The sequence below is a fragment of the Pseudoalteromonas sp. SANK 73390 genome, from assembly GCF_054966645.1.
The window spans coordinates 49,441-70,897 of the sequence record NZ_ARPN01000035.1; the positions used below are offsets into that span (position 1 = coordinate 49,441).

Sequence of the window (21,457 nt, forward strand, 5' to 3'; positions counted from 1 at the left end):
AGCCAACAACAGGAATCGTTAGTATGAACAACAAGTTGTTGAGTAAGCGGTGCTGCGTAATTGCAGTAGCATCGGCTTTTTCAAGCGTGGCATACTGTGCCAGTATTACCATTGATGAAGCGGTGATCCAGCGTTTTGGCATTACCCAAAATAGTTTAAAAAGTAGTATTGGAAATTGGCAAGAAGGTAGGTATTTACCTTACACTAATCACGGCAGTTATTTTTCCATTACAATAAATGGGTTGAACACAGTAATCACAGAACAGCCAGAAACAAATTGTAATTATTGGGTAGCTCTTGAACATTTAAAAGGCATACCATATGGCATTTTGTCTGCAGAAGATAAAAGTTGTGGTGGTATAGGTCAGGTTGTTTATAGTGAAGACGCAAAAAGTTTAGCGGGGCAAAAGCATATTCGGGTAGGTGGGTATGCATACGTCGATAAAGACACTGTTGTGATCAGTAAATCAGGGGATGCAAAAGAAGTTGCGACTATTTACCCCCATGGCTCGAAATATTTATATTTTGGGCATCAAAATGCACAGACAGATGTGCTGGCACAATTTGAGATAGAGATTGTTGATACATTATATGACAAGGTACGCTTAAGGCTAAGGCATAATATTGGCGGTTTTTCTGATAAATACTTAAAGCGAGTGGGATCTAAATTATCGGTCACACAAAATAGAGAGCCTGCAAGAGAGCAATCTGTATTTAAAATTGATTTTATCAATGATGAAAGTGCCACTGCAGGTATTAGAAATTCTGGTGTCCAGATTATTGCAGACAATGGGCAGTCTTTGTCACAAGTTATTGATGGACATACATTATCGCTTACGACTAATGAAGATACTACCTTTAACTTTACAACTTTGGCGCATCTTAGCGGTATTGGCAACGTACCGAATGTTCATGGTAAAGACCCAGACAGTTTACTATTAGCGCAAGAAGCAGAAATTTTGGATTTCGAGTTGTTCCATGCGCCTTTAAAAGAAAAGGACTACCCTGAAAACCTGATTTTTAGAATCAATGAAGTACCTGATATTAGCGATACAAAAAATTACTTTTCGCCATTATCCAGCGTATTTTTAGAAGCTGATTATGATGCTGTTTATGATATTTTTTCTAGTATCAAGCATCAAAGTAAGGTGATTGGGGCTGATTATGTCTATCCAATGAAAGCAGTGGTTACGGTTGCAGATAAAGACGGCAATCAATATCAAATCTATGATCAATACCATATGAGTAGTGGTGATTGGACCCAATTAAAAAGTGATGCAACCGCTGCTGCGGCTAGTCGAGAGCCAGGTAGTGTTGCTGATTTAAGCGCTATGGTCTTACCGACTTATATTGAAAAGGATCAGCTTACTTTTGTTGCGGACTCTAACTGTAATTCAAACGATAAAGTAGCGTATATTAAGGCATCAAACAGCTGTACTCGTTATGAGAACAATTATAGTGATTTAAAAAGTAACACTGAAACACCACGCTTTATTGCTATAAAACTCGCTTCTAAAATTAGCGTAAACAAAGAGGAAACATTTAGTCATCAAAAAATGATATCGGCAGCATCTGGCGTGTATAAAGAAGCGTTAAATTATGTGCTTTCAGAGCAATTTTTGCAAAAAAAGACGGATCTGGATGCGCTGGGTTACCTTGGTTATTTGGCAACCGTTGGTTTAACCAGTGAAGATAAGGCAAAACTGAGGACTTATTTAACCAATACTCTCAGTACAAATGCATTAAGTGTTATGCGCCCAGCAGCTAGGAGCTTTCCTGATGTACACCAAGTGTACAAAAGGCACTATGCAACCGGTACTGATTGGGCCAAAGAGATAAACTCCCGCCATGAAATTCTCTCAGAGGGCATACAAACCCCTTATCTAGATACGTTTGCATTTACCAAGTTTAGCGACATGCCAAATCATGCAAAGTATACCGCATCGCCTTATTCACTTTTGCCACAATATGATGCGCCATTGATTATTTTTGGCACTATGGTTGGTGCACTACAAACTATTGAAAAGATGCAAGGCGCAGATGCTGCACATGCATTCTATGCCAAAAATGGCCAAAACTACCATAAGCTTTATAAAGCGTCTGCATTAGTTTTGAATCAATACGGTAAAAAATGGATCCCAGCCACAGACCGTCCACTTAGAAGAGAGTCAATTATATACCACGCAGCTTATGAATATGCACAGCGTGCTTATGATGAACCTAGTGAAGTATTGCAGTCATTTTGTGGCTTAAGTAATGAGCAAAGTAAGCAAACACTCACAGAGGCAAAATTGGCTGATTGCGGGTTGGTGGAATTACATTTAGAAGAGCAAGAAATTGCAGCAATAAAACAACATGAAATAGCACGCTTTATGCGCGTTGAGAAAACCCATGTTGATGGTGGTTGGGCTGAGATACTGTTTCCATTAATAACCGGCCCTTTGGTTGATTATCTGTTTACAGGGTCATTATTTGGGGAAGAATTTGAGGCACTTTTAGAGGACTTGGCAACCACTGATGCAAGTGAAATTGAACTGGAAACTGTAGGCAGTGAGGAAGTAGCCGAAGAGGAAGCTGGGGAGGTTGCTGGTGAAACAGGCGCTACAACGGAGCTTGGAGAAGGCCTCACAAATACCCGCTTTAGTTCATATTGCTCAATTTAATTATTGATTTAGTTACATAAATTTATTTAAAGGTTTGATCATGAAAAAATCACTCTTACTGGCTTTACTCTTAGGTATGCCGTCAACACATATACTTGCCGCTGGAGAGGGGGCATGTGCATTACCAAGTGCAGGCGAAGAAATTGTTACTGAAGACTTTCGAGGTGGTGCAAACTTATCGGCGGAACAAAGACTTAGGCAAGAGGTATCGCAAGAAGCGCGGTATTGGTCGCTCTCAAAGTCAAATAGCAATGTGTTTAAGCTAAGCAAAAGTCGCCTTCGCTCAGCAGCAGCCTATGCAAAAGCAGAAACTAAAATTGGCGATCAGCTGATGCAAACAGAAGGACACATTAATATTCCTGTTCGATATAGTAATGTAAAAAATGAAAGCTGGATCACGACAGTTGAAAGTGGGGATGGAGAAAGCCTATATAGAATCAACGATATAGATAAATACATGGATCGAGTTGAAGTTGAATATGCAAAGCTAGGCGAGCGAGTTAATCCATTGACTAGAAAATATATTCAAGAGTATTTATTGTTTGAAAACGACGGTGAAACGCTTTGGACTGATGGTGGTCGCTTGCTGTCAGAGCCTAAGGGACTACCCGGTATGCATGCAGAAGTACAAGCATTTAATCGTATTTTAAACTTGTCTGAAGATGCAGGGGTTGTGTTATCTGAAGGAGAGCTTAATAGTATTACTTTGGCAACAGCGAGGGTAAATGCGTTGGAGAACCTCAGTGGCATTGATTTTGGTGCTTGCCCAAATTGTTATGGTATTTTGTCTCGCACGGGAATCAATATTGTGACTGATGACTTCTAACAATGAATATTAGGGGCTGTTGATCTTTGCTGTGTGTTTTTACAGCAGTCATTCGCAACTGTCATAAGCTATTATGCTGCATTGCTCATTTCGCGTAATGAAAGTCTTTGATTTGAATAAAACTCATACCTCAAAGAGCAACAGCCCGATTACCGAAAGGGGTTGATTTTTCGAGGTAAATATTATGACGACATGTTTGGCTTTTAAGCAAGATTAAGTCTGTATTATGTGGTTGTTCCCCATAAGTGGACGATAATGGCGCATAAAGGTCAAACATGCGCTTTTTTTGGAGTAATAAATTCTTTGTTGCTCAACTTCTATCAAGCCCTTTAAGTAATAAGTTTTGCGTCACGATTAAACCATTCGAATGGCACTGCCTCAAGGGATCAACCAAAGACTTACACTGCGTTGTTATGAGCATTAACATAGATTTTTATGCTGCGTGGTCCATTTCTAGTATTAAAAGCGTTAGATTTTAACAAAATTCATACCTAAAAGTTCAACACGCCCTAATGTCGTATGTTGCAATATGAATGCATAACAAATTGATAAAAAACAATAAAGCTGTTTAAAAATAGACGTGCTAGCGTTTTTGAAAGTATACTGAACATCATTAATGTGTCATTTCTCGTTGTTGTGTATAACCTATCTGATGGTCTTCAAGTGATTAATACTGCATCTATCAGAGGCCGATTTTAGCTTTACATTGTACATTTGTTGCGAGATCCATAGAAATGATGTATTGGAAAGGCTGAAAAACAGTCACTACTGATTTACAGTGTATAAACCACTTGACGACTGAAGATGATGTTTTATTCAATACTAAGGCGCTTTCTTGTAATAGCTGGCTACGACAAGTGAAAGCAACGCAGATAGAGAGCAAATTCGCTTATCCTGCTATTGAGTTGCACATTCGTGTTATCAAGAAGGGCAATCAAGGAATGGGAGATCTTGCCCTTTAATGGTTCAGCAAAGAATATGGTTTATCTTTTCATTAAAGGTGCCAGAAAAGTGGGAGTATTTATTCAAAGCTCGCATCAGGTGATGAGTCGTTTTATTATCGAGTTTGAAGAGTATCTCGACAGATACATTAGCGAAATGGCAGTTCCATAGAATCTTTTACAAGGTCGATACTAAAGTGGCTATTGTTGGTCCTGTAATACACCCATCAGGCTGAGTAGTGGTTTAATGGTATTTCCTATAAACCAGTTTACTCACCCCAATGATTGTATGCATATCAGTAAGTTGAATTATATCCGCTAAGAGAAGTTTATTGCTTGTCGATATTGTTATGGTATAGCTGCTTCAATGGTCCAGAAGTCACCCAGTTGCGCATTATTTCTGCTTGGCTTATTGAGAACATCCTTTTATCGTTATCATCGACACTATTATTTCGCATATAGTTGAACAGTAAGTCTTGGTTGCGGCAGTTTAGACTTTGTTGTGTATCCCCACCGCAAGGCAAAAATCGATGACCAGACTCAGGGCCCTCAGTAATATGCCCAATTAACCCCAAAAAGTGCCCAAATTGGTGAGTCAGTGTTTTTTTCAAATTTGGATCAAATGTTCTGTTGTAGTTCGCTAATGCGCGGTAGTCAATACTAATCCCAGATGCAACTTCAGACGTACCCGCTAAATATGCGACGGCATCATCAACTTGTTCAGGTGATTTTTCGCCCACCCAAATATTAATGTACTTATTACTGTCATACATTGAGCCCAGGATACTGGCAGCGCTAATAAACCCCTGATCAGCAACACGATTAATCCCATTAAATGGTCTATCGCTGGGGGTATGCGTTGCTAAATAAAATTGAATGCCTACATCAGCTATAAAAGGTATTTGCGCGGCTGGAATTTTTGAACGCCCTGAAAAGCTTTCCAGATCTTCTAGCAATTTTGATTGTCTAAAGTGTAAGTTGAGTAATTCAATCTGTCTTTGTATTTTAGAATCTTCTATTTGGACGTTGTCGTTTTCTAATACATGCACAACCACGGGTAGGCGAATAGTATGAGTAAATGCTTCAGGGGTATCAAATGACGATTTAAACTTTGCTAATAAGTGACATGGGGATTGTGCATTTTTTACAACCCAAGTACCAGCATCGTACTCTGAGCCGCACCCTTCAATGCTTTCTAGCTCGTAATCTTGTTGTGGCTTTACTTGAATCTCAAAATGACTACCTTGCTCTACGGTTTGAGCGAGCGCAACAAACTCGCCATACCCTGATGTTGAGCTTGTTACGGCAATGGGGGGGCTGCTTACTCGACTAGTGACTTTAATAGTACATACTTTGCCATTACCCATTACCTGCACTTTATTTTTACTTTTGTTAAGGAGTGCACCACACCCTTGAACTTGGTCTATTAGAAAGTTAGGTTGAGTTACTATTGTAAATTCGCCTTTTTCACCTTGTGCTAAGTTTAATAGCTCAGGTGAGATTGATAGCATTTTATCGTCAAACTCAACGCTAATATCAGATTTAGTCGATGTTGGTTTTTGCACATTATCGATTTGTGAAAGTACTGTTTCAGACTCACCTGAACAGGCAACGGTAAACAGACTGAGTAAGCCTGTAGCTAAGATGCGAGAACGAATCATTGAATGTATCCTTCTAATTAAAAATGCCGTTATACGACATAAGAAATGGGTAATTTAAAGGTATGTTGTAATGTGATTTCTACGCAGGGTATCACTGACCTGCTAAAATTAAGCCTGAATAGTTCTTAATAGTTATTTCACACTCTTAACGGTTTGAATTTAGTTTTTAAGTTGTTGATTGTAAAGTTTACTTTTTTTTGGTTGTTAGTGGTGACAAAAAAGAAAAGAAATGTGTTAACGCTCTTTACGCCAATGCGCTTTAAGCCGGACTTACTTATGCAAAGTATATAAATGTTAACATTTATATACTTTGCATTATCTTTTTGTTAGTTATTTTGTTTTGGTTTTTGACAAGCTGGTCTGAGGTGCTGTTTGGTCATCGCGCAATGATGTATAGGCAAAAAAAGTTGTGCTATAAAGCCCAACTAAAATAAAAACGAACCTAATAATTTTAGCGGTAATAAAGCGTATTTATGGCATACAGTGTATTTTACCGTTTTGGCTTAGGCAATTGAATAACAACTAAAGGTGCTTAGTTTGCAAGTTAAAGTCGGAAAATGGATATTAGAGGAGAGGGCATTCTGTATTGTTTGTGAAGATAAACAAGTAGAGTTGAGCCCAACTGCATTTAGGCTTTTGCAATTATTTGTTTCGCATGGCGATAAAGTTATTTCCATGTCAACAATAAAAGAGCAAGTTTGGCATACAGAATTTACCACAGATAACCTTGTTTATCAGACTATTCGCAATCTGCGTTTAGCTTTGGAAGATGGTACAGAGCAAACATATATAAAAACAATTCCAAGATCTGGTTATCAGTTAATTGCGCCAATAGTTAAACAAAATGACGAGTTGGTTCAAGCGGTAGCTGAACCAATCGAGGGCATTTCAAACAAGTACTCAAAGCTATTGTTAACTGTTTTTATTGGTGTCACGATGGCCGTTGTATTGGCCAGTATTATATTTATTTATTTTATTAAGCCTCAATCAACAGATTCAGTTCATATACCAGATTTAGTTGTTATTAATGGATTTTATCAGACAAAAAGCGACTCATTTAATCAACTAGTGAGTCAATTATCTTCTACGTTACATATTGAGTCAGTTCAACGCGCTGAGCACGCTAGTATGCGAGAAGCTATCAATGCGCTAGGGAGTGGAACAAAAATCGTCATAGAGCATATACCAGATAAGAATGCACTGTTAGCTATGGTATTTATGGGCTTGCCATCAAGATTAATTCACATTGAAATGCAAGCGCTTGGCAAAAATGATCGCGAATTGATCTCCAATATTGTAAGCCGTGTTAAAACGCCAATGCTAAAGCAGGGGAACTCTGGGATAGCAGAGCTTGTGAATGCGAGCAAAGAGTTAAAAGCTCTGGTTGCTTTATCAAACAGCGAGCAGTTAAAAACAGCCATACAATCATTGCACAATGACATCGAGCTAAACAGTTTCAATGAGCAGCAAAAAGTTGCTAAACGTGCATTCGTAGATATGCTATTAGCGTTTTATAAAATTGAACACTTTGATAATGAAAGATTGTTATCTGGTGTTAATTATTTATTGGCGCGATATCATCAAAGTAACTATGCCATTATATCGGCCGCGCTTTATTTGGCTAACCAAGGTAATGCACACTTTGCATTTCAATTGTTAGAAAGGTTAGAGCAAGATCACTTTGTTACCTTTATTCAGGGACTCATACATCTGGAACTAAATGAAGATCCGCGTGCCTTGAAGCATTTTGAAAAAGTTTATAAACATGAGCAGAGCTTTGAAGATAATGCTTATTTTTATTTTTACGAGCTATTTTATAGTGAACGTGAAGCGCAGTTAGATGCTTATCGTAGTGATTTAGAACGGAGCAACTATGCCTCAAATGGTATTCATTATGTATTTTTTAATTGGTACTTAAAACATGGGCAATTTGAACAGGCCATGTCTTTGCTGTTAAGCATGAAAGAACGATTACAGTGTAGTGATGATATGACAAGGTCGTTAGCAATGCTTAATTCGGCGTTCAGAAATACGCAGTGGAGCGAGCGCTGGTTGCAAAAACTAGATGGTCTTAACGCCCGTGACTGGGGCATTCCTTGGTTAATATTTTCAAATTATGTGATGCAAGGTAAGCTGGCTTCATATTCAAATTGGTATAACGACTATGTCTCCAATGTACTGGCAAGTCACAGTTTATTTGAGCCTGTGTTTCTCAATGCCATGACTCAACTTGCATTAGAGGATAAACAGCAAGCTATGCAAAGCCTTGCTTTTATGACAAGTGCCTCAGGAAGTTTTAGTCAAGATCCAGTCATTGACGTTGCAAAGGCCATTGTCAATGTGCGATTAGCACCGGCTAACCCTGATGAACGGGTTAGCTTATTGTCACAATATGAAGATTCGGCGCTCGCTTTAAAAGGAGATGAAATTGCTTTACCAGAATTTGTAATGGCAAGTTACTTTACACTTTATGGAGATGTTGGTAAGGCTGAGCAAGCTTTGATTTTAGGGTGTATAAAAAGCCCTGGGATGTGCAATGCATGGCAATTTTTCCCTTTGCTTCAAGGTGCTGCCAGTACCTTAAATGTTGAGCGAGCATTGCAGCATGCTAATGATCTAATAAAAAGCTCACAACCAAAACTGATCGAGCTGAACAAGCAGCTTTATGATATTTGCCAGTGACAAGCATTGTTAATGATATTGATGTTTATAGCTGGGAAATAAGCCCCCAAAGCGGGGGCTTAGAGTTAAACAACATGTAGGTTATGTTTAATTGTAAACACTGGCATAGCTGTCCCCGCGCGGTAAACAAGTATGCAGAGTATCTACTAATTACCGTTATACACTAAATTGCATACATTATACATGTTTTTGGTTGTATTTTATTTTGCTATTTAACATGCCATATCGGCCTGTGCATAATATAAATTTCTGTGGTTTAAATACTGTTGCCAAATAGCATCCATCTGCAGTTGAAACTGGCTTGGCGTATCATTATGCAACAGCCCGTTATTTTTGATTAAATCAGTGAGCTGTATAGCACTTGCCATGGCGTTGAACATGCCTTGAGATGAAAGCGGGTCAAAACTCATGGCAGCATCACCAATGGCAAACCATTGTTTATCAGCGACTTGTTCCAGCTTAGATGTATTCGCAGCGACGACACCATGTAGTACCTCAGAACCTGGAATTATTTGTTCTATCAGTGTTCTAAATCCGTTCGTTTGATGGGCCTTTTGTAAAAAGGCGTCAGTATTTTTATAGTCATTTTTTTGCAGTTGCTGTGCATTTAATTGCCAAGAGACCACGCGAGGCAGGCCTATTGCACTTACACTCTGCGGCATTTGAGATGGCAATGGTGCGCTGTACCACCATCCCTTATCACTACTGGCGATTAAAGCCATGCTTTTTGATATGTTAAATTGAGCGGTAAGCCAAATTGACATTAACTTGTCTAGTTGCTTTCTAACTACACCTTGTTGACGCGCAAATACACAGTGCCTACCACTGGCATCAATCACAATATCTGCATATAAAGTATGTTTTTTTTGGTACTGTTGATATTCAATTTGCCACTGCTGATTTATGTAGTTACTTGTGACTAGCTGAACGGGGTAAATACAGTGAACACCCGTTTGCTTTGCTTGTGCTCGTAACTGGCTTTCAAAGTGCCGACGGTCTAGGTGCCAGCCGAGACCGTCGGGGTTACGTAAGTTATCAACTATCGTTGGTTGCGTGCTGCCCCAATACGAGACCATACCCTGACTAATAAGGTGTGGTCCATTATCAATTAAGTGTTCTATATGTAGCTGTTTTAAAATGCGCCGAGCCGCTGGTGGCAGGCATTCCCCCACTTTGTTAGACACCTGAATGTGCTTATCTAGTAGCGTTACATCGAAGTGTTTTGCCAATGCTAAAGCGGCTGTACAACCTGCAATACCTGCTCCAATAATAGCAATTTGGGTGCGTTTAGTGGTCTCGGCGCACATAGTTTATTTATCTCCTTGATAGCGATTAGCTTTGTCAGTTGCACTCAAGTCAGGACGATGCCGCGTTTTGTCAGCATGTTTAAACTCGGCGCGTTTACTGGCTTTAAATACCACACATGGTTCATCGTTGTTGGGCGTGAGTCCAACTTGCATGGAGGAGGGAAAGTCAGTTACACCCAATTTAGTTTGTTCCAATACAACTGCCAGCTGTCCAAAGCCCGTTACCATAGAGTTAATTTGTGCTTCATAGTCATCTGATGGGCCTATGGGTAGATCATCTAACCAAAACTCACGTTCATTAAATGCGGCTTGACGTTGCTCAATAGGCTTACTTTCATCAATAACGATGTGGTAGTTTTGTTCATTAAGCATGTTGTTAGGCACGCGTGCAGGCCAAAAAGTGGGTAAATAGGGGTCGTAAGCTGAGTTGTAACCATCTCTGCAACTTGCCGTGTCAGTTTGCCAAGGGATTGCCATCCATCGAGTTATGCCCCCTGCAACTTGACCACTTAGCAGCGGGCCATCAGGTTGGCGGGTAATTTCTGGTGTCATAACAGGTCCATAATTAATGCCATGAGTGGGGGCTGTGTTTGTTGCATGGTGTAAACGATACGCTTCACTGTACATACCAGCAGTGCGCATAGGCCAAGTCATTTCGCATCCAGGATGAAAGGCATCAGCTAAACAAAACTCCATAGCAGCGCGCGTTAGCATATCAGGTTGCTCCGCAACAGGTAGGTCATCAATGTATTTGGCGCTTTGGTAGCTAGGGTCGTAATCAGCAATAAAATCGCCATCTACCCATTGTGCTAAGGCGTTAAGTTGTAGCCGTGTCAGTGAGCTAAATTGCCTTGGTGAGTTGTTTGCATTAGTCCCCATTGCATCGCCATATATCCATGGCCATTGTTGTGCTGATAAGGCGCTGGGTTTGGGGTCCCATACCGACACTTTATAAGGGTTTTCGCCGGTTACAAATTCGCAGTCTAATCGCCTAAAATTGTGATATAAAGTGCGACGGCTTTCTTGCCAGATAGGTGAAGGGTCTGCAAGTTTTTTTAACCATTGCTCAGACGTAAAATCAAATGGGCTATTCCAGCCAAAGCCCGCTGCAAATCCCGCATTTACCCACTGTAAATTGGTCATTCGTTGGAAAACAGGCAGTATATCGTGGGTAAAAGAGGGTTGTTCAGGTTTTGGTAACATATCTGCGGTGACCGCTACATCACGCATGAGATCCCACATGGTCCGCACTGATTTTTGTAGTGGCGCATAATCTGGTGGCGCGCATATCACCCATGCAGGTTTTACAGGCAGTGCCTGCTCATTAAAAATCACTTTGGCGTTAATTGGACCATCGGAGGTATCATCATACCAACCGTCATTGTTACCAAAGGTAATGGCAGGTTCACCTTTTAGATTTTCAGACTTTCCATGGCCACCGAGCATAATAAGGCGGCCTTGCTCATCGGTACGCATCTCACCCAAATAAACATCTTTATCTTCAAACTTACCGACAAACTTGGTGTTATTACCATTTTGTTCTGTGCCAGATAATTGATTTGAACCACCGTCGATCAATAAAGTGCTTCTATCTTGGGTGGCCTTGTTACGAAGATATGAGGGCGGTGCTGTGACAGCTTCGGGAATGTCCAAAGCTAATTGAAATTCGTACCAAGAGGACTTTTGATTGGCTAGTTGGGCGTGCCAAGTGATGTTGGCATTGGTTGCTGTCAGTTCTTGTACTACTTCACCAGCAGCATTTAGGCCATAAATACGAAACCGTGCAGCTTGGCGCTTAAGAGCGCCAGTTTTATCGCGGTAAAATTCTTCACTTTGCACTGGTGGCTCGTTCACCTCAGGACCAATAAAATACGCTTGCTCGCTATTACCAACTCGCATCACGCCTATTGGTGGGTAGATAGCAGCGCTTACAATAGTTGTGTCTGTCATTGAAATATTCCTTCACTTAAATTTGGTCGTGCCTGTCATTGAAAATGTTGCGGTAAAAACCAGCTAACAAGTACAGGCATAGTGTGAGCATTGCGCTCGAAGGGTAAGTGTATGCGTGATTTTAAAGTTCGCCAATTACGTGACGTTACATTTAGAAATAGGGATATAATTTACGTTGCTGTAAAACTAACAAGAGACAGGATTTTCGTCACTTTCATTAGCATATTTAGCTCTAACTAACGCTAAGTAATGCGTTAAGTTTTTAGTATTATTGGTTGAGAAAGGTATGCTTAAAATAGTTAGGCTTTGCATCCTATCTAAGCGAAATTCGCGATAGTCTTGTCGCAGCTGACAAAATGCAATTAAGGTCCATTTTCCTCCCCAATATACGAGCCCTAAAGGTTCTAAAGTTCTTTCGCTGCGATTGTCATTCACATCTTGATATTGCAACTTAACGCACTGGTAAGATTCAATGGCTGTGCGCAGTGTTTCGCTAAAAGTCTGCTGTTGTGCATCATGTTTAAAGCTCGAGACCAAATAAGGGGAGTGCTCACTGTGATGTTTAAGTTGCGCTGGAAGTACCGCCTCGATTTTTTCAATAGCAGATTTGGCATGATTACTAAGAGTTGGGTCGGTCCACGCGCTGACCATTTTACTACCCAATAATAGAGCTGTGAGCTCATCTAAGCTAAACATCATAGGAGGCAGCGGGTGGTCACTGATGAGGTAGCCGATACCGGCTTCTCCTTGCACGGGTATACCAGAACTTTGTAGTGTTTCAATATCACGATAAATAGTACGTTCAGAGACCTCAAAGCGCTCAGCAAGTTGCTTTGCTGTAACAGCAAGTCGCCTACCTTTGAGCAAATTAACGAGTTGAAATAGCCGCTCTGATTTATGCATAGGAACGTACTTTGTATTTTACTGAATGAGTTGGCGCAGCTTAGCTACTACATTGGGTTTGTGCAATAATATTGTGCTGAGTCATAGTGACTGACTGTTCATCAATTACTTTTAAAAACGCGATGCAAGCTTCAGACTCCTTAAATGCTGTTTCGACCATATTTAAGTCTTCAATAGATTGCCAGTAGCTTACATCAACATAACCATTACCGTTTTGATGAGTTGCTAAAGAGCGATACAAAAAACCAGGCTGTTCCTGTAGAAAGGTTTGAAATGCGTCACTCAGTGGCATCAAATCCGATTCACTTACACCTGGTACTAATTTAAATTCAACAATTTCAAATACATTTTGAGACATGTTTATTTCCTTACTGGTTAGGTTGTTTAAGTCGTTAAACAGTAAACCACGAAGAAGTGTCAAGGAGTGTCAGTAGTGTGGGCGTATTAAAAAATCAAAGTTAATAATCTCATTTACGCTCCACTTTCGTATTATAAGGTCTGCTGAGAACTCAGGCCCTGAGTTTTTTATTATTCTGATAAAAGCAATTTTATACGTTTTATTTCAACATGTTAAATCTTTATTTTGATCTTTTTTGCGTTTTATACGTTATGATTTATATATTTAACTATAAGGAAACATGTCATGAGAAAGAAAACAGCTTTAGTCTTGGTACTAACGGCAATGATACCTAATTTGGCTATTGCTGCACCGAATGTGCAAGCGAATGACCATAAAGAAATATCAGATAAAGCTCATGAAACACAATTTGGGCCTCAATCTCCGCGAGATATAGATGTTGATAATGGTCAAAACCCGGTTGTTTTTTCTAAAGCGCCACCGAGTTCAGTGTTGAACCTGTGTAATATTCACTTTCATAAAAATGCAGAGCATCGTGGTGGTGAATTTACCAAGCCGGTAAATTCAAGTGTGAATGAAGCTGGTTTTCTATATACAGGGCAGTTGAGTAAGAGTGAACTGATGCCTTATGAACAGCCGGTATGTAAAGCTAAAGGCTCAGGGTTGAAATCTGGTGACACTATTGAATTACATTATGTGTATAGCACTGCACCTGTTAAACCTGGTGAGACACTAGGTTCGTGTTTAACTGAACATATTAACAATCCACAACTGCGTGTTGAAGCTCAAGTGATGGTGCTAACTAATGATGGTAATGGACAAAACTTTAATACTCTTGCCGAATTTGAAAAAGTAAATGGTTACTATCAAGCAGTCAACCTTTCCGATACAACAGGCAAGCCAGTCGAATATACAGGTTCTACCACTGGGCCTAGTTATAACGATAAAGGGTCTCCTTTTAAGGTAACGTGGAGTGTGCGCCCTAAAGTTTTAAAAACAGACATAAAGAGCGTTGGGAAATGGTGTGAGCAAAATACCTTTAATGAACATGCAGCACATGATGTGAGAAATTTGGTGACTAACCCTCAATATTTATCGCCAATTTTGAACTAATCACTTTATCTTCTGGTAATAATTTTAAAAGTGTGACTTGTGTCGCACTTTTTTGTTTGTTAAGGTGCGACATGTGTCACATAAAGAGCATGTTAAAAATGAAACCAAATACAACAGAGCTGGAAATACTTAAATTACTTTGGCGTCATCAGCCAAGAACCGCAAAGGAAATTCATGATGCGATTTACGTTAAGTTTAATTGGTCTTACTCTTCAACGCGTAAAACACTTGAGCGCATGGGTGAAAAAGGGTTACTGATTATTGGTGAGCAAGGCAATAAAAAATCTTATAGTGCTCAAGTTGATAAAGTAGCAACACTTGCTGCTTATGCCCAAGAGTTTGCGAAGAATGTGTTTGAGTTAGATGGACCACTGCCTGTGAATATGTTTGCAGACAGTCGACTGATTGAAGCCGAAGAACTCAGTGAGCTTGAGCATTTACTCGAAACGCTATCAGAGCAAGATAAGCGGGAGGACTAAGTATGAGTTTTATGGCGCTAACCAACCTGTTGGCCTGTTTAATTCTTTGGGTGCTGCTGAGTTACGCCTTATTAGGGTTGGGAAAGTACCTAACACGATTTAACCCCGCAATGCCACAGCTTTGGTGGGGGTTGTTAGCGATAAGCTTTGTGCCTTTTTTGCCTTTTAATATGCAGCAGCACTATCAGGCATTACCCGTCGCTTTATTTGCAGTTTCAGAGCATGCTGAGCAAGTTAAATTGCAAACTGAATTAGTGGCTAGGAGTAGCTTTAGTTGGGACTTTAGTGTGGTTTTGGCCATTTTAATGGTTATTTATATCGCAGTGACGGCAAAGAAATTAATGCGTTTTTGGCATGCTCACAATGCTATTAACGATTTACTGGCTACGGGTGAGCCGACGACGTTTACGCAAACAAATATTCAAACCGTTATTTTGCCAGTAAATTGTAGCCCCTTTGTCAGTGGGTTTTGGCGTAGTAAAATAGCGTTACCCAAGTGTTTTATGTCGTTACCGACAGCGCATAAAAATACCTTGCTATATCATGAGATGACCCACTCTCTATATCGAGATCATCACGCATTATTTGTGTGGCAAGTGTTATCATGCTTTTGTTGGTTTAATCCTGCGCTACATAAAATGCAAGTAGCTTTAGTTAAAGCGATTGAAAGCAGATGCGATCAAAAAACCATTACACGGTTTGCTTTAAATAAAAAAACTTACGCACAAGCTATGCTCTGGGTGCTCAAATACTGTGACTGCGGCAATAAACAGCAAACGGGTGTGGCATTTGCATCAACAGCTTTGTCGTTAGAAGATTATAAGCAGCGATTAACGAATGTAATGTTACCAGTCAAAGCTAAAACGGGTCGAATAGGTTTAGGGTTGATATTAAATGCATTACTGCTTTTTGTTGTGAGTAGTCAATTACGACCAATGTTTACTCCTAGCGAACCGAATTGGGCACCTCCTTTAGAGACTTACTTTATAAGCTCTCACTTTGGCCATATCAGTCAATTTAGAAATAACAAAGCTCACGCTGGCAGTGATTTAGTTGCACCTAAAGGCACATTCGTGTCATCAGTTGCAACAGGAAAAGTTTTGGTAGCCGACTCGCAAACACTTCCTAGTAATTACGGTAAAGTAGTACTGGTTCAACACAGTAATGGCTATCAAAGTCTCTATGCCCATTTAGATCAAACATTTGTAAACAAAGGTGACTGGGTCACTGTTGGTGGCCACATTGGCACAGTAGGAGAGACTGGTAAAGTGACAGGCCCACATTTACACTTAGAGATTTTGCATAAAGGCAAAAAAATTAACCCATTAGATGTCATAAAAGTAAACTAATCTTATGAAAAAAATACTTTTTACCGTATTGAGTACGGCTCTTTTCGGCTGCGTAGAAAACGTCTCAGACCCAAAAATTGAAGTGCAAAATAATGTGTCGCAAGAGACTGTTAGTCATTCGACTCAATTGCCAAAAGTTGCTCAAATGAATGAGCAGCAGTCAAAAACGAATCATAATAAGACAACAAAAACATTGGTTTTGAGTGTCAAGGCGGGGCAGTCATTAATAGGTTTACTCAAGCCATTTGGTTTTACTGAACAGCATGCTTGGCAAGTCACTGAGTTAGTAAAGCCAGACATCGACTTAAACCGTCTGAATATAGGTCAGAAACTTCAAGTTGAGTATAATGAGCAGGGGCTTGTAGCACTAATATTTGCGATTGATTTTGCCCAGCGTTTGCGTGTAATACGTAATGAGATTGGTTGGCATAAAGCGCTTTATTCTATGTTAACCAAGTCAAAACAGGTATTGCGTTCTACAACTGTATCAAACAGTTTATACGAAGCTGCACAACAAGAGGGTGTGCCACTTGATGTTATTAATCAAATGATCATGGCGTTTTCTCATTTTATTGATTTTCAAAGGCAAATACAAAGTGGCGACCAACTCACTTTAATGTTTAGTGAGCAACAAGTATTAGTTGCTGATGCATTGTATGACCGAAAAGATAACCCGACTCAACTCTTGTATGGTCACTTAGTCGCAGGCAAAGATTCGTTTGAAATTTTTCATCACCAAGGTGACAAATTAATTGGTGGGTTTTACTTTGCAGATGGTCGGCCCGCTAGAAGCTTATTATTAAAAACGCCTCTAAATGGTGCGCGCTTATCTTCTAAATTTGGCCGTCGAAAACATCCTATTTTAGGTTATACGCGTTTGCATGCGGGACTAGATTTTGGTGCTCCAGTGGGTACGCCAATTTTTGCTGCTGGTAATGGTACGGTTGAAAAGGCCAATAGGGCCGGCAGTTTTGGTAACCGAGTGTTATTGCGCCATGTTAATGGATATAAAACACTATATGCACACCTAAAAGGGTTTGCGCCGGGGATCAGGCCAGGCGTGAAAGTAAAGCAAGGTCAAACAATAGGTTATTTAGGTAATACGGGGCTTTCACAAGCGAGGCACCTTCACTACGAGGTGCATAAAAACGATAAACCTATTAACCCTTTACTACTTAAAAAAGTGTCGCAAGCTAAAATTCAAGGCAGTGAATTAGCACGATTTCAAGATACAGTTATCAATATTCAAAGTATGTTAGAAAAAGAGCGATTAGCAATGAATGCAGTTGAACTTTAATATGCAATAATCAGAGTGTGGCTTAGAAAATTAACCCTTGATTTTTAAAAATTTCATACGAAGCTAAGCAGTGTCATCTCCTAACAATAAGTACTTGAACTCATGTCAAAAAATAGATTAAAGCATGCACAAAACTTGATGCGGTCAAAGCAATATACTCAGGCAGCAGAACTTTTTGCACAGCTTTTGGATGAAGAGTATAGGAATGTTGCTGCGTTTTCTGGTCTTGCACAATGCTACCTAAAAATGGGGCGCTTTTTTGAGTCGCTAGGTTGTGCGATAGATGCTGTTCAGTTTGGAGGTTACCAGCAAAATGAGTTGGCTTATTTACTTAATATACTAAAAGCAATCAATTTTACGTCGTACCTAAAACCACTTGAGAAGGCGCTACATGAGGCGATTAAGTATCAATACTTGGAAGGTCAAGCTGTAGAGTATCTTAGAGTGCAGTTATTTGCGAAGTATGAGAAAGTTTTAGCAGGGGAAATTACCACTCTTAATGAGCCTCTTGAAAGCATGTTAGCTGATCCCACATTTTGTGCTGTTATTGAGCGCGCCATCACACCTAATCATCAATTAGAAAAAGTTATTTTATTGGGCAGGAAAGAATTATTAAGGTGCATTGCAAATAATTTGGATGCACGAAAATATTTACCGACTATGGTCGCCATAGCATGTCAAAATTTACTCAATGATGGTATTTACTTCACAAGTACTGAAGAGCTTACATTATTTAACCAATTAGATTTAAGTGATCCATTATTTACCTCTGAAGTGATGGCACTCAAGCTATGTTATGCCAGTTTTGACGAGGCATTAGAGCTTTGGCAACAAGGAGGAGATGGCTTTGCACACTACAAAATGTTACCAATTGCTGAAGACTTAAAGTTCTACCTTTCAGTTCTTCAAGGAGAAACGGAGTCTAATAACGAGCTTACTAATGATACTTCTAAGCAAGTACAAACATTTTATAAAGCAAATCCATACCCCAAATATAAAGTGGTCAATTTAAGCTCGCTTAGTTTTGAGCAATGTATGACAAGATTGGGGTTAGATAGCATTCAAACTCCTAATATATTGATAGCAGGTTGTGGCACAGGTTTACAGGTCGTAGAGACCGCTTTTGCCAATCCTTATGCCCAAGTTACGGCAATAGATATTAGCCCTGTTAGTATGCAGTATGCTCAACAAATGGTGAAACGCTATAAATTACAAAATGTGCGCTTTGAACTTCTAGATATACTAGAAATTAGCAAATTAAGTAAACAGTTTGACTTTATTCTTTGTACTGGTGTAATGCATCATATGGCTTCTCCACAGCTTGGACTTAGTAGATTAAGTCAGTGCTTAAAATCTAATGGTTTGATGATCTTAGGCTTTTACAGCAGTTTAGGTCGACGCGAGTTAGCAAACATAAGAGCAGAGGCTATTGACTACTTTGGTACTGATGAAATCACCAAGAAGCAACTACCACAATGGCGTAATGAGTGGACCAAGCAGCAAAAAAGTAGGCAATGGTTTAACAGTAATGATTTTTTTAATAGTAACGGTTTAATGGATGCCGTTTTTCACCCGCAAGAGATTAACTATAGCCTTGAAACGATTGATCAATTGTTAAATAACTCTAGTATCGAATTTAAATCAATGGCGATTTCAAACGTACAGATGGTTCAATATAAACAGGCTTTAGATGAATTTCAGCCATTGGAGCTTGGTGAAACCTTAACTCGTTGGGAACAGTTCGAAAAAATGCATCCAGACTTTTTCTTCGGTATGTATAATTTCTTTGCGGTTAAAAATAATGTTTAGGTATTGTACTCCGTACTTTCATCTAACAGAGTGAGTTGGTTTCCTAGGAGCTAATTTATAAACGCCCTAATCATGTCATTGTATCTAATAGCTCTAAGGCAGGCCATTAAAGTGCATTAATGGCCTGCCCAAGAACAATGCTCAAGATGCTTAAGAGTAAGTTGACAATAGGTTACAAGGTTTTACTGGCTCGCCTGATTTTAAAATTTGTATATGGGAGTTTTTAATGTCACCAATAAGTGGTGCTATTAAGGACTCAAAGTTGTTAGCGGCAAATTCTATTTTTTTCCCGTGTGCTTCAAGTGCTTTAAAATCATCTTCATGATCGGATGCCAGTGTACTGAGTTGGTTTGATATTTTCTTTTGCTTGGCAAGTAAAGTTTTATCTATTGTTAATTTACCGTCATGTTCTACAAATGCTTTACTCGATAAGGCTTCAATTTGCTTACCAAGCCTGCTCATTTGGGCGCTAACTTTATCGACAGGCTTTTCTAACTGCTTCATCTTTTTAGAGAGTGTTGTTAAAGCCAGGTAACTGCTTAGTTGCTGATCATTTAGCGGTTCAACAAGTACTTGCTGGCAATCTTGAAATACAATCATTCGATATTCTTCATTGCTAATCTTTTGTTTTTGAAAGTCTTTTGTTGTGTTCTTAGCGAAAGAGACTGACATAACGGTAACAGTAATAGTAAGGGCGACTAAATGTTTAAGCATGATGTTCTTCTTGTTAGTAGATGAGGTTTAAATGATTAGTCGTAGATTTTTTTGAAAAGGTTTAAACAGGACTTTCATAAAAGTGAATAGTTTTTTAACTGAATATATAGTTCGCTTTTTCCGATGTTTAAATGCGTTATAATGTGGTTTTATTTTGCTAAGTGTATATGTAAACTAATTTTGATTTCACACTTATCCCTTCATGATTACCCATGATATTGGCCGCGTTCAGCGGCCTTTTTTTATGTCTAAAAAGAATGTTTAAAAAAAATATTTGTAGATTCAGGTAGTGGCCAGCTTTTTTTACTAAAATATCCAGTTAAATGTAATACATGAGTTCATTTCTGTTAGGAGTGTTAAGTATGAAAAGTAATTCTATGATGGCTATCATATCAATCGTTCTATTTTTAAGTGGTTGTGTTTCATCGGCAGGAAACACTGTGGCTCAAAAACGCGCAGCAGTGGAGGATATGCGTGGTGATGTATTGAGATCGCTCTATTCAAAAAAGCCCGATGTACAGCAACAAATTGCAAGCTCAGCTGGGTATGCTGTATTTGATAATGCCAATGTAAATGTGATCATTGCCAGTTTTGGTGGTGGATATGGTGTAGCTGTTAATAGCAAAACGGGTGCTCGAACATACATGAATATGGCTGAGGCGGGTATTGGCCTTGGTATTGGTGCAAAAGATTTTAGTGTTGTTATGGTTTTTCATACTCAAAAAGCACTTGCAAGGTTCATTGAGCACGGTTGGGCATTTGGTGGTAATGCTGATGCAGCCGCTAAACACAAGCATCAAGGTGGCGCCGTCGCGGCGGAAGCGGTTGTTGATGATGTTACCGTTTACTCACTGACAGAAACGGGCCTAGCACTGCAAGCTGTACTAAAAGGGACTAAGTTTTGGGTGGATGATGAGCTTAATTAAGATGTGTAAGATTATTGATAACAAGCTAAGAGTCTAGAGGTATTATGTCAATTAAACAGCGCCTATAGTTGGCGCTGACGTTTTTCTCAGAACTGGACCCCATTGGCTGGACACATAAACTAACTTATCTGTTTCTTCTATCAGTTAAGTTTTCAGAAGCGAAGATAATAGCCGCATTTTCAAGTAGTTTTTTTCCATGTAGAAATTTGGTTTGCGTGAAGGTTGTATTTCTGTGCTAATTCAGCAATGTTTAGCAGCGGCCAATGCCACTTTAGCTTTAAATTCAGGAGAGTGGTTTCTGCGTTTTCTAGTCATCATCTGTTCCAATATTTTTGGTTACTATAAAAACAGATCAATCACTGAAAGTTATATCCGAAAATTTGGGCCAGCTCTGTTCGCTCTTTTTTAATAAAGTAAAGCTTTTATAGCAGCATAAAGTGACAGCTAATTGGGCTAAGTAAAATTTTATACACCTTTAA

The 21,457-nt window shown here is 39.4% G+C and carries 15 protein-coding genes and 1 pseudogene; 9 read left to right on the top strand and 7 right to left on the bottom strand.

Translation table 11 applies throughout. From position 1 onward, the window contains the following. The first annotated feature begins 23 nt into the window (after positions 1 to 23). Complete coding sequence (locus SANK73390_RS02785) at positions 24 to 2,663, top strand: hypothetical protein (protein ID WP_462763255.1); 2,640 nt, start codon at positions 24 to 26, stop codon at positions 2,661 to 2,663. 40 nt (positions 2,664 to 2,703) lie between these two features. Further along, positions 2,704 to 3,489: a YwqJ-related putative deaminase gene (locus SANK73390_RS02790; RefSeq protein WP_261591261.1), complete on the top strand. Its 786-nt coding sequence runs from the start codon at positions 2,704 to 2,706 to the stop codon at positions 3,487 to 3,489. A 1,270-nt stretch (positions 3,490 to 4,759) separates the two neighbouring features. Here SANK73390_RS02790 and SANK73390_RS02795 read toward each other — a convergent pair. Next, positions 4,760 to 6,091 carry a M43 family zinc metalloprotease gene (locus tag SANK73390_RS02795; protein WP_462763258.1) on the bottom strand — a complete coding sequence of 444 codons (1,332 nt, stop codon included), beginning with the start codon at positions 6,089 to 6,091 and terminating at the stop codon, positions 4,760 to 4,762. 537 nt (positions 6,092 to 6,628) lie between these two features. Between SANK73390_RS02795 and SANK73390_RS02800 the strand changes: the two genes are divergently transcribed. Then, the gene (locus SANK73390_RS02800) at positions 6,629 to 8,773 is read left to right on the top strand and encodes a winged helix-turn-helix domain-containing protein (RefSeq protein ID WP_462763261.1); all 2,145 of its coding nucleotides are present in this window, start codon (positions 6,629 to 6,631) and stop codon (positions 8,771 to 8,773) included. 212 nt (positions 8,774 to 8,985) lie between these two features. Here the strand turns inward: SANK73390_RS02800 and SANK73390_RS02805 are convergent, their stop codons facing one another. The 4 genes from SANK73390_RS02805 to SANK73390_RS02820 form a co-directional block, all read right to left on the bottom strand. Continuing rightward, a complete protein-coding gene (locus tag SANK73390_RS02805; protein ID WP_462763263.1) occupies positions 8,986 to 10,080 on the bottom strand; it encodes an NAD(P)/FAD-dependent oxidoreductase in 1,095 nt (364 codons plus the stop codon). A 3-nt stretch (positions 10,081 to 10,083) separates the two neighbouring features. Continuing rightward, the gene (locus SANK73390_RS02810) at positions 10,084 to 12,030 is read right to left on the bottom strand and encodes a LodA/GoxA family CTQ-dependent oxidase (RefSeq protein WP_462763266.1); all 1,947 of its coding nucleotides are present in this window, start codon (positions 12,028 to 12,030) and stop codon (positions 10,084 to 10,086) included. Between the two features lie 186 nt (positions 12,031 to 12,216). Then, positions 12,217 to 12,933, bottom strand: a complete 717-nt coding sequence (locus SANK73390_RS02815; protein ID WP_462763269.1) for a helix-turn-helix transcriptional regulator — start codon at positions 12,931 to 12,933, stop codon at positions 12,217 to 12,219. Positions 12,934 to 12,973: 40 nt separating this feature from the next. Continuing rightward, positions 12,974 to 13,291 (bottom strand): antibiotic biosynthesis monooxygenase family protein, encoded by a 318-nt coding sequence (locus SANK73390_RS02820; protein WP_462763271.1) that lies wholly within the window; start codon positions 13,289 to 13,291, stop codon positions 12,974 to 12,976. Positions 13,292 to 13,576: 285 nt separating this feature from the next. On the opposite strand from SANK73390_RS02820, the gene SANK73390_RS02825 reads away from it, so the two are divergent. The 5 genes from SANK73390_RS02825 (at position 13,577) to SANK73390_RS02845 (ending at position 19,338) form a co-directional block, all read left to right on the top strand. Further along, positions 13,577 to 14,404 (top strand): delta-class carbonic anhydrase, encoded by an 828-nt coding sequence (locus tag SANK73390_RS02825; protein WP_462763274.1) that lies wholly within the window; start codon positions 13,577 to 13,579, stop codon positions 14,402 to 14,404. 98 nt (positions 14,405 to 14,502) lie between these two features. After that, the gene (locus tag SANK73390_RS02830) at positions 14,503 to 14,883 is read left to right on the top strand and encodes a BlaI/MecI/CopY family transcriptional regulator (RefSeq protein WP_462763277.1); all 381 of its coding nucleotides are present in this window, start codon (positions 14,503 to 14,505) and stop codon (positions 14,881 to 14,883) included. A gap of 2 nt (positions 14,884 to 14,885) precedes the next feature. After that, positions 14,886 to 16,232, top strand: a complete 1,347-nt coding sequence (locus tag SANK73390_RS02835) for a M23/M56 family metallopeptidase (RefSeq protein WP_462763279.1) — start codon at positions 14,886 to 14,888, stop codon at positions 16,230 to 16,232. Positions 16,233 to 16,236: 4 nt separating this feature from the next. Beyond that, entirely contained in the window at positions 16,237 to 17,529 is a 1,293-nt protein-coding gene (locus SANK73390_RS02840; protein WP_462763282.1) for a peptidoglycan DD-metalloendopeptidase family protein, read from the top strand. A 102-nt stretch (positions 17,530 to 17,631) separates the two neighbouring features. After that, positions 17,632 to 19,338 carry a methyltransferase domain-containing protein gene (locus SANK73390_RS02845; protein WP_462763285.1) on the top strand — a complete coding sequence of 569 codons (1,707 nt, stop codon included), beginning with the start codon at positions 17,632 to 17,634 and terminating at the stop codon, positions 19,336 to 19,338. Positions 19,339 to 19,488: 150 nt separating this feature from the next. Here SANK73390_RS02845 and SANK73390_RS02850 read toward each other — a convergent pair whose 3' ends face one another. Further along, positions 19,489 to 20,052, bottom strand: a complete 564-nt coding sequence (locus SANK73390_RS02850; protein WP_462763286.1) for a hypothetical protein — start codon at positions 20,050 to 20,052, stop codon at positions 19,489 to 19,491. 362 nt (positions 20,053 to 20,414) lie between these two features. On the opposite strand from SANK73390_RS02850, the gene SANK73390_RS02855 reads away from it, so the two are divergent. Further along, positions 20,415 to 20,978: a lipid-binding SYLF domain-containing protein gene (locus tag SANK73390_RS02855; protein WP_462763288.1), complete on the top strand. Its 564-nt coding sequence runs from the start codon at positions 20,415 to 20,417 to the stop codon at positions 20,976 to 20,978. A 148-nt stretch (positions 20,979 to 21,126) separates the two neighbouring features. Here the strand turns inward: SANK73390_RS02855 and SANK73390_RS02860 are convergent. After that, positions 21,127 to 21,293, bottom strand: a pseudogene (locus SANK73390_RS02860) (transposase); the annotation flags it as partial. Between the last annotated feature and the right edge of the window lie 164 nt (positions 21,294 to 21,457).

Coding starts and splice junctions, on each gene's coding strand:
- SANK73390_RS02795 (WP_462763258.1), bottom strand. CDS start 6,091: ATGATTCGTTCTCGCATCTTAGCTACAGGCTTACTCAGTCTGTTTACC.
- SANK73390_RS02840 (WP_462763282.1), top strand. CDS start 16,237: ATGAAAAAAATACTTTTTACCGTATTGAGTACGGCTCTTTTCGGCTGC.
- SANK73390_RS02830 (WP_462763277.1), top strand. CDS start 14,503: ATGAAACCAAATACAACAGAGCTGGAAATACTTAAATTACTTTGGCGT.
- SANK73390_RS02810 (WP_462763266.1), bottom strand. CDS start 12,030: ATGACAGACACAACTATTGTAAGCGCTGCTATCTACCCACCAATAGGC.
- SANK73390_RS02845 (WP_462763285.1), top strand. CDS start 17,632: ATGTCAAAAAATAGATTAAAGCATGCACAAAACTTGATGCGGTCAAAG.
- SANK73390_RS02825 (WP_462763274.1), top strand. CDS start 13,577: ATGAGAAAGAAAACAGCTTTAGTCTTGGTACTAACGGCAATGATACCT.
- SANK73390_RS02820 (WP_462763271.1), bottom strand. CDS start 13,291: ATGTCTCAAAATGTATTTGAAATTGTTGAATTTAAATTAGTACCAGGT.
- SANK73390_RS02815 (WP_462763269.1), bottom strand. CDS start 12,933: ATGCATAAATCAGAGCGGCTATTTCAACTCGTTAATTTGCTCAAAGGT.
- SANK73390_RS02855 (WP_462763288.1), top strand. CDS start 20,415: ATGAAAAGTAATTCTATGATGGCTATCATATCAATCGTTCTATTTTTA.
- SANK73390_RS02850 (WP_462763286.1), bottom strand. CDS start 20,052: ATGCTTAAACATTTAGTCGCCCTTACTATTACTGTTACCGTTATGTCA.
- SANK73390_RS02835 (WP_462763279.1), top strand. CDS start 14,886: ATGAGTTTTATGGCGCTAACCAACCTGTTGGCCTGTTTAATTCTTTGG.
- SANK73390_RS02790 (WP_261591261.1), top strand. CDS start 2,704: ATGAAAAAATCACTCTTACTGGCTTTACTCTTAGGTATGCCGTCAACA.
- SANK73390_RS02805 (WP_462763263.1), bottom strand. CDS start 10,080: ATGTGCGCCGAGACCACTAAACGCACCCAAATTGCTATTATTGGAGCA.
- SANK73390_RS02785 (WP_462763255.1), top strand. CDS start 24: ATGAACAACAAGTTGTTGAGTAAGCGGTGCTGCGTAATTGCAGTAGCA.